At 68.9% G+C, this 11,637-nt stretch carries 11 protein-coding genes and 1 riboswitch; of the genes, 9 read left to right on the top strand and 2 right to left on the bottom strand.

What is annotated here, in order from left to right:
• Nucleotides 1-2,523 (bottom strand): TonB-dependent receptor, encoded by a 2,523-nt coding sequence (locus tag WG901_RS07025; RefSeq protein WP_339586292.1) that lies wholly within the window; start codon nucleotides 2,521-2,523, stop codon nucleotides 1-3.
• Nucleotides 2,524-2,742: 219 nt separating this feature from the next.
• Nucleotides 2,743-2,958: riboswitch (cobalamin riboswitch) on the top strand.
• Between the two features lie 247 nt (nucleotides 2,959-3,205).
• On the opposite strand from WG901_RS07025, the gene WG901_RS07020 reads away from it, so the two are divergent.
• The 4 genes from WG901_RS07020 to cobJ are packed head-to-tail and all read left to right on the top strand — an operon-like array spanning nucleotide 3,206 to nucleotide 6,397.
• Entirely contained in the window at nucleotides 3,206-4,285 is a 1,080-nt protein-coding gene (locus tag WG901_RS07020; RefSeq protein WP_339586656.1) for a cobalamin biosynthesis protein CobG, read from the top strand.
• Nucleotides 4,285-4,914: a precorrin-8X methylmutase gene (locus tag WG901_RS07015; RefSeq protein WP_339586291.1), complete on the top strand. Its 630-nt coding sequence runs from the start codon at nucleotides 4,285-4,287 to the stop codon at nucleotides 4,912-4,914. The genes WG901_RS07020 and WG901_RS07015 overlap by 1 nt, the downstream gene beginning before the upstream one ends.
• Nucleotides 4,911-5,639, top strand: coding sequence for a precorrin-2 C(20)-methyltransferase (cobI, locus tag WG901_RS07010; protein WP_339586290.1), 729 nt, complete (start codon nucleotides 4,911-4,913; stop codon nucleotides 5,637-5,639). The genes WG901_RS07015 and cobI overlap by 4 nt, the downstream gene beginning before the upstream one ends.
• Nucleotides 5,636-6,397 carry a precorrin-3B C(17)-methyltransferase gene (gene cobJ / locus WG901_RS07005; protein WP_339586289.1) on the top strand — a complete coding sequence of 254 codons (762 nt, stop codon included), beginning with the start codon at nucleotides 5,636-5,638 and terminating at the stop codon, nucleotides 6,395-6,397. The genes cobI and cobJ overlap by 4 nt, the downstream gene beginning before the upstream one ends.
• Here cobJ and WG901_RS07000 read toward each other — a convergent pair.
• Entirely contained in the window at nucleotides 6,361-7,164 is an 804-nt protein-coding gene (locus tag WG901_RS07000; RefSeq protein ID WP_339586288.1) for a cobalt-precorrin-6A reductase, read from the bottom strand. The genes cobJ and WG901_RS07000 overlap by 37 nt on opposite strands.
• On the opposite strand from WG901_RS07000, the gene cbiE reads away from it, so the two are divergent.
• The 5 genes from cbiE to cobF are packed head-to-tail and all read left to right on the top strand — an operon-like array spanning nucleotide 7,121 to nucleotide 11,535.
• Nucleotides 7,121-8,329: a precorrin-6y C5,15-methyltransferase (decarboxylating) subunit CbiE gene (gene cbiE, locus WG901_RS06995; protein ID WP_339586287.1), complete on the top strand. Its 1,209-nt coding sequence runs from the start codon at nucleotides 7,121-7,123 to the stop codon at nucleotides 8,327-8,329. The two genes, WG901_RS07000 and cbiE, sit on opposite strands and share 44 nt — an antisense overlap.
• Nucleotides 8,311-8,691 (top strand): cobalamin biosynthesis protein, encoded by a 381-nt coding sequence (locus WG901_RS06990; protein WP_417602461.1) that lies wholly within the window; start codon nucleotides 8,311-8,313, stop codon nucleotides 8,689-8,691. The genes cbiE and WG901_RS06990 overlap by 19 nt, the downstream gene beginning before the upstream one ends.
• The gene (cobM, locus tag WG901_RS06985; protein ID WP_339586286.1) at nucleotides 8,688-9,473 is read left to right on the top strand and encodes a precorrin-4 C(11)-methyltransferase; all 786 of its coding nucleotides are present in this window, start codon (nucleotides 8,688-8,690) and stop codon (nucleotides 9,471-9,473) included. The genes WG901_RS06990 and cobM overlap by 4 nt, the downstream gene beginning before the upstream one ends.
• Nucleotides 9,470-10,780 carry a cobyrinate a,c-diamide synthase gene (locus WG901_RS06980; RefSeq protein ID WP_339586285.1) on the top strand — a complete coding sequence of 437 codons (1,311 nt, stop codon included), beginning with the start codon at nucleotides 9,470-9,472 and terminating at the stop codon, nucleotides 10,778-10,780. Before cobM ends, WG901_RS06980 begins: the two co-directional genes overlap by 4 nt.
• Nucleotides 10,777-11,535 carry a precorrin-6A synthase (deacetylating) gene (cobF, locus tag WG901_RS06975; protein ID WP_339586284.1) on the top strand — a complete coding sequence of 253 codons (759 nt, stop codon included), beginning with the start codon at nucleotides 10,777-10,779 and terminating at the stop codon, nucleotides 11,533-11,535. Before WG901_RS06980 ends, cobF begins: the two co-directional genes overlap by 4 nt.
• The last annotated feature ends 102 nt before the right edge of the window (nucleotides 11,536-11,637 follow it).

Below are 11,637 nucleotides of genomic sequence, written 5' to 3'. Positions count from 1 at the left end.
TTACCAGCTCCGGCTGAGGATGAAGCGGAAGTTGCGGCCGAACAACGGACGCCCGTAGATCGCATCGCTGGCGCCCTGACCGGCGAGTTGGTCGGTGCGCGGGTTGCCCTCGGTCAGTCCTTTGGCATTGGTCAGGTTGTCGCCGACCACCTGGAAACGCCAGCCGCCCTGGGTGACCGACACCGAGGCGCCGATCGTCTGGAAGGCGGGCAGCCCGGTCAGGTTGAACAGATCGACATAGCGCCGGCCGGTCCATTCGTAGCGGCCGGAAACCTCCAGTTCGCCGTCGCCCACGGGGAAGTGGAGGGTGGGGCGCAGATTGCCGAAGAACTTGGGCTCGCGGATGATCTGGTTGCCGTTGACCGCGCTGGGATCGGCGCCCGCAGTGTTCGCCAGGTTGCGATATTCGGGATCCTGCCAGGTGACCGAACCGGCCAACTCGAACCACGAGGTCGGCGCGAGGCGACCATCGACTTCGACGCCCTTGGACACGGCCTCGCCGATGAACGGCACGGCTTGGTCGTTGCGGCCGGTGATCGGGTTGAACGCGACGAACGAGGCGTTGAACGGATCGAACTTGGTATAGAAGCCTGTGACGTAGAGATAGTGTGGGCCGAAGCTGGCCTTGAGGCCCACTTCGTACTGGCGGGCCTTGGTCTTGATGATGGTCGGCGCCGTGCTCGTCGTGACACCCAGGTTGGGTGGAACTTCCAGGTTCGAGACGCGACCATAGGCGCCCAGATTGCCATTGAAGTCGTAGTTCAGGCCAACCGTCCAATTTGTCGCCGAAGGCTTGAGCTTGTTGGAAACGATTGCGCCGGTGAAGGCGCGGGTGGTGTCGTCGGCCAGGGTCGTCGCGTCGCCGAGGTTGGCATTGGCCGAGAGCAGCGCGAAGCCGTCGAGGTCGTACCATTCCTTGCGGATGCCGGCGTCGAGGCGCAGGCCGCGGGTGATGTCCCAGGTATCGTTGGCATAGACCGCGATCATCTTGGCGTCGCCTTCGCCCTGGTTGAGCGTGGTGGTATAGCGCAGCACGCCCTTGTCGGTGACCGAGCCGAGCACCGCGCCCGTTGCCGAATAGGCCAGGAGATCGAGCGTGCGCGGCTGACCGCGGACTTCGATCAGCATGTCCTGATAGACCTGCAGGCTCTTGTTGCCATAGATCGAGCCATAGGTGCCCACGCGGATGTCGTGCGTGCCGAAGCCGGTCTCGAACTTGCGGGTGACGCTCAGATCGGCCTGGGTCGAGTGGAAGTCTGCCTCAACCGCGCGATACTGACCCGACATGACGAGGCCGGAGGCCGTACTCGGATCATAGGCCGTGGCGCCGTTGGTGCCCGCGATCGCATAGCCCATCCGTGCCACGCCCGCGCCGAAGGCGGTGCGCGCAGCGGCGAGATAGCCGTTGGCGAAGGTGGTGGCATCGGCCGGGTTGGTCGTCGAATAGAACGCGTCGAAGCTGCTCTTGCCCTTGGTGAAGCCGACCTTGGCGGACACGGCATAGTCGCCGAATTCGCCCTGGTAGTGCAGGTTGGCGTTGAAGAAGCGCATGTGGCGACCATCGGCGAGATCGCGGTTCAGCCCCTGCACGGTGCCCGAGCCATCGCGGTACTTGATGTTGACGTTGCGCAGCGCCGGCGAGTTCATCGTGCCGCGATGATAGTCGATGTACCGGTCGAGAGAGACCGCAGGGTTGCGCGGATCGGCGATCGGGATCGGCAGATAGAAAAGGTTGTGGTCGTTGACGTAGGTCACGGCCACCTTGACGAAGCCGTTGTCGAAATCGTGCTTCAGGTTGGCGCGGATCTGGCCGCCCTTGTCGCTGGGGAAGCCGCTCTTGCGATAGCCGTCGTGCTGGCGCAGGAAACCGCCGATCGCGTAGTAGGTACGCTCGCCGAGCGGGCCCGACTGCACCGCATCGAGGCGGTAGAGGCCGGTATCGCCGATCGTCACCTGAGCGCGCCCGCGCGCCTCGTCGGTGCCGGTAACGGTGATGTTGTTGGCTATCGCCGCCGCGCTCGAGGCGTAAATCGGCGCCGGACCACCGCGGACGATCTCGACCCGCTCGGTCATCAGGTCGTAGCGGTTCATGCCTTCGCCCGAGTTGAAGAACACGCCGTCGATCTCATGGTACAGCGGCAGGCCGTCCTGCTGGAAGATCATGTAGCCGCGGTCGGTCGGGATGCCGCGGATGCGCGTGATGTTCTGCACTTCGCCGCCGGTCGCTTCGACCTGGATGCCGGGAACCGTGCCTAGCAGGTCGGCGAAGCTCTTGGGCGCGATGCGCTCGACCTCGGCCTGCGACAACGAATTCACCGCGTAAGGCACGTCGAAACGGCGCTGCGCGCGCGCGGCCCCGGTGACGATGATGTCGCTTTCGCCCACCGCGGGAGCGGCATCGGCTGCCGCTTCGGCCGCTGCTTCATCGTCGCGCGAAGCCGCTGAGGCCGGCAGTGCCCAGGCCAGAGCGGAGGCCGAGGCGAGAAGCGAGATAATCTGAATCTTGTTGGCTGCGACATGCATCGTAACAGTCCCCCTCATTGGATGAAGGGGCTGCTAGGAGCTATTCACTACAGCCAAATGACATCGTTGTCTTTTATGGGGCGAGGGCGACCTGTCCCATTCACGCGTTGCGATCGGAATCGGAAAGGCGCGCTACCGCGACCTGTCGATACCGTGACGCACCTTGGCTTGGTGGCTGATTTCCACTAGGGGCTGGCCGATGCCCCGGAGCAATCTTGGGCATGCCATGAATGTGCCGGTGTTCCGCGAGGAACTTAATCGGGAATGCGGTGCGGGGCTCGCCCCCAAATCCGCGGCTGTCCCTGCAACTGTGAGCGGATAGCGAGATGCACGAGTCCGAAAGGGCAGCCACTGGACGGATATGATCCGTCTGGGAAGGTGTGCATCGAGCGACGACCCGCAAGCCAGGAGACCTGCCGGCGCTCTGGTCGCTCTTGCCCTGACCCAGGGATTGGTCGCGGCACGGTCCATTCCCGTCTGGGCGACGAAACTGTGCGGCTGGGGCTGCACGGTCGCGTTGCGACGGGTGCCTGCCGCGCCTGCCCGCCGCCGCGCGTCGACCGGTCTTCCGGCAAGCCCCGCCATTCGTCGTTCGGCGCGGCGGAGATCGGGTGTGAGCCGCGAGGCCGAAGCCAGCAGGAACGTTGCGGTGAGGGGCTGGTGCCCCGACGCCTGGCGTCCGATGATGGCGGGTGACGGGCTGCTGGTCCGCGTGAAGCCGCGCCTCGGCTGCCTGACGTCCGACGCGATCACAGAACTGTGCGCCGCAGCCCGTGAACACGGCAACGGCCTGATCGACCTGACGCGCCGAGCCAACTTCCAGATTCGCGGGGTGACCGAGGCAAGCTGGCCCAAGCTGCTCGATCGCCTGCTCGACGCGGGGCTCGTCGATGCCCAAGCCGAGCACGAGCGCGCCCGCAATGTGCTGATCGCGCCCGAATGGCGCGAGGCCGACGACAGCCATCGCCTGGCCTGCGAATTGCTCGAACGCATCGGCGAGCTTCCCGAACTGCCGGGGAAGGTCGGCTTCGTGATCGATGCCGGCGTCGCGCCCGTTCTTGCCGACGAACCTGGAGATTTCCGGCTCGAACGTGCGGCCGACGGTGGGATCATGCTTCGTGCCGATGGTCGGCAGGTGGGAATGCCCGTCGATCGCGGCGGCGAAGTCGATGCCTTGATCGGGCTCGCCCATTGGTTCGTCGCCAGCGGCGGCGGCCGTGCAGGACGTATGGCCCGGCACGATGCGCCACTTCCGCCGTGGGCTGCCGGCGCCGCCCGGCTCGCATCGCCGGGACCGCACTTGCTGCCGGGACCTTGGCCGCGCGGCATGGCCTATGGTCTCGCTTTCGGTCGCGTCGAAGTCGAGGCGCTGCTGCGCCTCGCCGATGGGCAGAGCGGTTTCCGCGTCTCGCCGTGGCGCATCCTTCTGGTCGAAGGCGCTCACGTCGCGATCGAGGCTCCGGACCTGTCGACCGACCCCGCCGCGCCGCTGTTGCGTGTCGATGCCTGTTCTGGCCAACCGGCCTGCCCGCAAGCGGGCGTGGAGACCCGAGCGTTGGCGCGCCACCTCGCCCCCCATGTCGCGGGACGCCTCCACGTCTCCGGTTGCGCCAAGGGCTGTGCGCGGTCGGCCCCGGCCGACGTGATGCTGACCGGGCGCGCGGGCCGATACGACCTTGCGCTGGACGCCCGCGCCGATGCCGAACCTTTGCGCGCGGGCCTGACCGCCGCCGATCTCCTTGCCCATTTCGGAGCCTGTTGATGCCCCATGACTACGAGAAGGACGGCGCGGCGATCTATCGCCAGTCCTTCGCCACGATCCGTGCCGAGGCCGATCTCGCGCTCTTCTCGGCCGATGAGGAGCCGGTCGCCGTGCGGATGATTCACGCGGCGGGCATGGTGGAGCTTGCGTCGTCGATCCGTTTTTCGCCCGGTTTCGCAACGGTGGCGCGCGACGCCCTGGCGCAGGGCGCGCCGATCCTCTGCGACGCACGTATGGTATCCGAAGGCGTCACGCGCGCGCGTCTGCCCGCCGACAATGCCGTGATTTGTACGCTCCATGACGCCGCGGTGCCCGACCTGGCGCGTGTGCTGGGCAACACCCGCTCGGCCGCCGCGCTCGAACTCTGGCGGCCGCATCTATCCGGTGCGCTGGTCGCGATCGGCAATGCCCCGACGGCGCTGTTCCACCTGCTGAACATGCTCGAAGATCGCGATTGTCCGCGCCCCGCCGCGATCATCGGCTGTCCGGTCGGTTTCGTCGGCGCCGCGGAATCGAAGGCCGCGTTGTGGCAGGCGCAGCCGGTACCGTGCTGCGTGGTCGAGGGGCGGCTGGGGGGCAGTGCGATGACCGTCGCGGTGATCAACGCGCTGGCGAGCGGCGCCGAATGAGCAAGACGGGCACGATCTACGGCGTAGGCCTCGGCCCCGGTGCGCAGGACCTGCTCAGCGTGCGCGCCGACCGGCTGGTGCGCGGCGGGCGGCATATCGCCTATTTCCGCAAGGCCGGGCGGCCGGGCCAGGCGCGGCGGATCGTCGAGGGTATGCTCCACGCCGATGTGGTCGAGCTGGCGATGGAATATCCGGTGACCACCGAGATCGCGTTGACCGATCCGCGCTACAACGAATGCCTTTCCGCCTTCTATGCCGAATGCACGCAGCGGTTGCTGGCGGTGGCCGAGACCGGCGCCGACGTCGTCGTGCTCTGCGAAGGCGATCCCTTCTTCTACGGCTCGTTCATGCACCTGCACAGCCGGTTGGCGGGGAGCGTGCCGGTCGAGGTGGTGCCCGGCATTACCGGCATGGCGGGCGCCTGGAACGCGACCCAGGTACCGATCACCTGGGGCGACGACGTGCTGACCGTCGCCATGGCGACGCTGCCGGAAGCGGAACTGGTGCGGCGCATCCGCGACACCGATGCGCTGGTGGTCATGAAGATCGGGCGCCATTTGCCCAAGCTGCGCCGCGCGGTCGAGGCCGCCGGCCGCGCCGAGGCCGCCTGGCTGGTCGAGCACGCCGCCATGCCGGGCCAGCGGGTCACGCGGTTGGCCGAGGTCGATACGGTCACGCCCTATTTCTCGATCCTGCTGATCCACGGACAGGGGCGTAGACCGTGAGCGGCTGGGTCGCGGTCGCGGGCCTCGGGCCGGGCGGCGAAGGGCTGGTGACCCCCGAGGTCGGCACCGCGCTGGCCGAGGCGACCGACGTGGTCGGTTATATCCCTTACGTTGCCCGCGTGGCGCCGCGCGAAGGGCTGGTGCTGCATCCTTCGGACAACCGCGTGGAGATCGATCGGGCCGCGCAAGCGCTCGAAATGGCGGCGGCGGGGCAGCGCGTGGTCGTGGTCTCGTCGGGCGATCCGGGGGTCTTCGCCATGGCTTCGGCGCTGTTCGAGGCGCTCGAAGCCGGACCCGCGTCGTGGCGCGATCTCGACATCCGCGTGCTGCCCGGCATCACTGCGATGCTGGCCGCGGCGGCGCGGGCCGGAGCGCCGTTGGGGCACGATTTCTGCGCGATCAACCTGTCGGACAATCTCAAGCCCTGGGCCGTGATCGAACGGCGGCTGCGGCTGGCGGCCGAGGCGGACTTCGCCATGGCCTTCTACAACCCGCGTTCCAAGGCGCGGCCCGAGGGCTTTGCGCGCGCACTGGCCGTGTTGCGCGAGACTTGCGGCGATGCGCGGCCGATTCTCTTCGCGCGCGCGGTGACCACGCCGGAGGAGTATCTGCGGATCGTCAGCCTCGGTGAGGCGCGGCCAGAAATGGCCGACATGCGGACCATGGTGATCCTGGGCTCCAGCCGCACGCGCGTCATCGAGCGGGCGCGCGGGCCGATCCTCTACACGCCGCGTTCGATCCCGGACGAAGTGCCATGATCGAGCCAGTCCAGCACCTGCTCCGGCCGGTGAAGCTCGATCCGATCGGGCAGCGCCGGGCGATCGATCATCAGCACCGGCAAGCCCAACGCGCGCGCAGCCGCCAGCTTCGCGACGGCGCCGGGGCCGCCGGCATTCTTGCAGACCACGAGCTCGATGCCGTGCTCTTGCATCAGCAACTGGTCGCCTTCGATCGTGAAGGGGCCGCGATCGACGATCAGCCTGTGCGTGGGCAGGGCCGGGGGGACCTCGGGCGCGTCGACGAAGCGCAGCAGATAGTGATGCTGCGGCCGGGCGGCGAAGCGATCCACATGCATGCGGCCGAGCGCGAGCATGACCTTGCGGCCCGGTCCATCGAGCGCATCGACCGCGGCGGCCAAGTCGGGGACATGGCGCCAGCGGTCGCCCGCCTCGGGACGCCAGGCCGGGCGGGTCAGCGCGACATGGGCCACGTCCGTCGCGCGTGCGGCCTCGAGCGCATGGGCGCTCATCGTCGCGGCGAAAGGGTGTGTGGCATCGATCAGGTGCGTGATGCCGTGGCGGCGCAGATAGTCGATCAGACCCGTGACGCCGCCGAAACCGCCGACACGAAGCGGCAGCGGCTGGCCGCGCGGGTTGGTCGTACGCCCGGCATAGCTGAACACCGCCGCGTCCCCGCGCGTGGCGAGCAGATGCGCCAATGCGCTCGCTTCGCTGGTGCCGCCCAGAAGAAGGATATTCGGCGTGGCTGACACGGATGCTCCGCCCTGGTTGACGATCGTCGGCATTGGCGAGGACGGTGCGGATGGCCTGTCCATAGCGAGCCTGGCGGCGCTGTCGGAGGCCGAGCTGGTCATGGGATCGGCCCGGCATCTCGCACTGCTGCCCGCGCTTAGCTGCGCGCTGGAAGAATGGCCAGTGCCCTTCGCCGAGGGCGTAGAGCGCCTGCTGTCGCGGCGCGGGCAGCGCATCGTGGTGCTGGCCTCGGGCGATCCGTTCTGGTTCGGTGCGGGGAGCAGCATCGTGCATCGGCTCGATGCCCACGAATGGACGGCTTATCCGGCACCATCCACTTTCGGCCTGGCCGCGGCGCGGCTGGGCTGGGCCATCCAGGACACCGCCTGTCTAGGCCTTCACGCAGCACCGCTCGAACGCCTGCGCCCGCATCTCGCGCCTGGCGCTCGCGCGCTGGTGCTGTTGCGCGACGGTGATGCGGTGAAACGGCTTGCTGACTATCTGTCGATGCAGGGCTTCGGTCCCTCGCAATTGCACGTCCTGGAGCGTCTGGGCGGTCCGCGCGAAAGGCGGCGTGTCGTCGAGGCGGGCGCGATGACGCTCGCCGACATTGCGCATCCCGTGGCGGTGGGCTTGGAGGTTTACGGCGAGGGCTCTGTCCTGCCCGCGACCGCCGGGCGACCAGACGCCTTGTTCGAACATGATGGGCAGATCACCAAGGCGCCGGTGCGCGCGCTCACCCTGTCCGCGCTCGCGCCGCGTGCGGGCGAGATGCTGTGGGACATAGGCGCGGGATCGGGCTCGATCGCGATCGAGTGGCTGCTGGCCCATCCCGCCAACCGTGCTTGCGCGGTCGAAGCCGATCCTGTCCGCGCCGATCGTGCGCGCGCCAATGCGCTGGCCTTGGGCGTGGACCGGCTCGAAGTGCTCCATGGCATCGCGCCCGAAGTCTTGCCCGAAGGCCCACCGCCGCAGGCGGTGTTCGTCGGGGGCGGACTGTCGCAGGGCCTGCTCGAAAGCCTCGAGACCCGTCTGCCTTTTGGCACGCGGCTGGTCGCCAATGCCGTGACGCTCGAATCCGAAGTGCTGCTCGCGCTCTGGCACGAACGGCGCGGCGGCAGCCTCCTGCGTATCGAACTGGCCGACGCGGCGCCGCTCGGCGGCCGTCGCGGCTGGCGGTCGCGCTATCCGGTTGTCCAGTGGAGCGTGACGCTGTGATCGTCGCCGGCTTCGGCTTCCGCTCTGGAGCGACGGCGGCCTCGCTGCGGGCGGCGCTCGACGCAGCGCGGATCGCTGGTTGGCCGGTCACCCATCTGGCGACGATAGAGGACAAGGCCGAGGCGCTGGCCGAGCTCGCGCGGTTGCTGGTGCTGCCGCTGATCGCGGTCACACCCGCGCGCATCTTCGGCCTCGCCACCCCGACGCGATCGCTGGCCTCGCAGGCGGCGCGCGGCGCGGGCAGCGTGGCCGAGGCCTGCGCGCTCGTTGCGGCCGGCCCCGGCGCGCGCCTGTTGGCTCCCCGCAGCATTTCACACGACCGCATGGCGACTTGCGCCTTGGCGGCAGGAGTTTCGACATGACGGTTCATTTCATCGGCGCCGGCCCTGGCGCGCCCGACCTGCTGACCTTGCGTGGGCGCGACCTTATCGCGGCCAGCCCCGTGTGCCTCTATGCCGGTTCGCTGATCCCGGAGGCCGTGCTCGATCACTGTCCGCCGGGCGCGCGGATCGTCAACACGGCACCGATGGACCTCGACGCGATCGTCGCCGAGATCGCCGCGGCTCATGCCGCCGGGCAGGACGTGGCCCGCCTGCATTCGGGCGACCTTTCGGTCTGGTCGGCGATGGGCGAACAGATCCGCCGTCTGCGTGCGCTCGACATTCCTTTCACCGTGACGCCCGGCGTACCGGCCTTCGCCGCTGCCGCTGCCGCGCTGGAGGCCGAACTGACGCTGCCGGCACTGGCGCAGTCGCTCGTGCTGACCCGCACGCCGGGCCGTGCGAGCACGATGCCGCCCGCCGAAAGCCTTAAGAACTTCGCGGTGACGGGAGCGACGCTGGCGATCCACCTGTCGATCCACAATTTGGCGAAGGTCGTGGCCGATCTCGCCCCGGTCTATGGCGCCGACTGCCCGGTGGCGGTCGTCTGGCGCGCGAGTTGGCCCGACCAGCGCATCGTCCGTGCCACCCTGGCGACCATCGAGGCGGCGGTTGCGAGCACCATGGAGCGGACCGCGCTGATCCTGGTCGGCCGCGCGCTCGATGCCGAGGATTTCGCCGAAAGCAGCCTCTATGCGCAGGGGTACGACCGCCGGTTTCGGCCGCAGCATGTGGAATCGCGCTACGCCGGATCGGCCGAGTGACACCGCCGGGCCTGCTGATATCGGCGCCGGCCTCGGGCAGCGGCAAGACCACGGTCACGCTCGGCCTGCTGCGCGCGCTGCGCGAGGATGGTGTGGCGGTCCAGCCGTTCAAGTGCGGGCCCGACTACATCGACCCGGGCTTTCACCGCGCCGCCTGCGGGCGGGCATCGTTCAACCTGGATAGCTGGGCGATGGACGCCGCGCTCATCGATGGCATCGCCGCGCAAGGGCAGGGCGCCGATATGGTGCTGGCCGAGGGCGCGATGGGGCTGTTCGACGGTGTCTCAGGGAACGGCGCGAGTGGCCACGGCACGGCGGCCGACATTGCCCGGCACATGGGCTGGCCGGTCGTGCTCGTCGTCGACGTTTCGGGCCAGGCGCAGTCCGCTGCCGCCACGGCGCTGGGCTTTGGCCGTTTCGATCCCGGCGTCGCTGTAGAGGGTGTGATCTTGAACCGCGTCGCCAGTCCCCGGCACGAGCGGCTTGTCCGTGCGGGCTTCGAGGCGGCGGGCATCCGCGTCTTCGGCGCCTTGCCGCGGCGCAACGACCTTGTCCTGCCCCAGCGGCATCTCGGTCTGGTCCAGGCCGAGGAACAGGCCGGTCTCGATGCGATCATTGCCAGCTATGCGGGGCTGCTGCGCGAGCGGGTGGACCTTGCCGCCCTCCGCGACGCCGCGCGCGTCGGGCGCGCGGCCTGTACCGAGGCGGGCCTGTCCGATCCGCCCGCGCAACGCATCGCCATCGCGCACGATCGAGCCTTCTCGTTCCTCTATCCGCATCTGCTGGAAGGCTGGCGGCGCGCGGGCGCGGAACTCCTGCCCTTTTCCCCGCTGGCGGACCAGGCCCCGGCGCTCGATGCCGATCTCGTGTGGCTGCCGGGCGGCTATCCCGAACTGCATGCCGGCCGGATCGCCGCGGCCGAGACGTTCCGGGCGGGCTTGCGTCGTCATGCCGAGAGTCGCCCGATCCACGGCGAATGCGGCGGCTACATGGTTCTGGGCGAGGCGTTGATCGACCGCGACGGCACGGCGCATCGCATGGCGGGCTTGCTCAGCCTCGTCACCAGTCATGCCGAACGCCGGCTGCACCTCGGCTATCGCCGCGCGGAACTGCTTTCGCCGCTCGCCGGCCTGCCCGCGGGCGCCAGGCTGCGCGGGCACGAGTTCCACTATTCGACCACGGCCCGGCAGGACGATCCGCCCCTGATGCGCGTGACCGACGCCGATGGCGCGGCAGTCGCCGAGGCGGGATCGCGGCGCGGTCTGGTCAGCGGCACCTTCTTCCACATGGTCGCGAGCGAGCGATGATCGAACTCCAGCTCATCGGCATCGGCACGGGGAATCCCGATCACCTGACCGCGCAGGCGGCGCGGGCGATCAACGAGGCCGATCTCGTCCTCGTTCCGCGCAAGGGCGATGCCAAGTCGGATCTCGTCGACCTGCGCCACGGGATCTGTGCCGCGGTGCTGACCCGGCCGGTGCGCGTGGTCGAATTCGACCTGCCCGTACGCGCGGCCGGCGGCGACTATCTCGGCGGCGTCAACGCCTGGCACGATGCCATCGCGCAGGCCTGGGCGGAGCAGATCGCGCGGCACCTTCCCGATGGCGGCAGGCTGGCGCTGCTCGTCTGGGGCGATCCCTCGCTCTACGACAGCAGCCTGCGCATCGCCGATCGGCTCCGGCATAGCGGCGTGGCGATCAGCGTCCGCGTCGTTCCGGGCATCACCAGCCTGCAGGCGCTGACCGCCGCCCATGCCATCCCGCTCAACGATCTCGGCGCACCGGTCGTCATCACCACGGGTCGGATGCTGCGGGCACAGGGCTGGCCCGAGGGGGCCGATACCGTTGCGGTCATGCTGGATCAGGGATCCGCCTTCGCGGCGCTGGCGCCGGGTGGCGTAACGATCTGGTGGGGCGCCTATCTCGGCATGGCGCAAGAGGCGCTGGAGAGCGGCGCACTGGAGCAGGCGGCAGGCCGCATCACCCGCACGAGAGCAGAACTGCGCGCTCGGCACGGCTGGATCATGGATATCTATCTGATGCGGAAAAGCCGGCCCGATTGAGGCGGCACTGGGCGCTCCCGGCCGCCCGAGGTGCAGCCCTTGTTGCCGGGACCGGGCGGATCCCTGAAAACAAAGGGAATCCGCCGATATTCAAGGCAGTGA

The sequence above is a fragment of the Novosphingobium anseongense genome, assembly GCF_037482895.1.
Classification (GTDB): Bacteria; Pseudomonadota; Alphaproteobacteria; order Sphingomonadales; family Sphingomonadaceae; genus Novosphingobium; species Novosphingobium anseongense.
The sequence above is the reverse complement of the archived record's forward strand: the minus strand, read 5'-3'. Positions and strand labels throughout refer to the sequence as shown.

Bases quoted from the DNA above. Each gene is read 5' to 3' on its own strand.
- WG901_RS07025 (WP_339586292.1), bottom strand. From the start codon at position 2,523: ATGCATGTCGCAGCCAACAAGATTCAGATTATCTCGCTTCTCGCCTCG.
- WG901_RS07020 (WP_339586656.1), top strand. From the start codon at position 3,206: ATGATGGCGGGTGACGGGCTGCTGGTCCGCGTGAAGCCGCGCCTCGGC.
- WG901_RS07015 (WP_339586291.1), top strand. From the start codon at position 4,285: ATGCCCCATGACTACGAGAAGGACGGCGCGGCGATCTATCGCCAGTCC.
- cobI (WP_339586290.1), top strand. From the start codon at position 4,911: ATGAGCAAGACGGGCACGATCTACGGCGTAGGCCTCGGCCCCGGTGCG.
- WG901_RS07000 (WP_339586288.1), bottom strand. From the start codon at position 7,164: ATGCCGACGATCGTCAACCAGGGCGGAGCATCCGTGTCAGCCACGCCG.
- cobM (WP_339586286.1), top strand. From the start codon at position 8,688: ATGACGGTTCATTTCATCGGCGCCGGCCCTGGCGCGCCCGACCTGCTG.
- cobF (WP_339586284.1), top strand. From the start codon at position 10,777: ATGATCGAACTCCAGCTCATCGGCATCGGCACGGGGAATCCCGATCAC.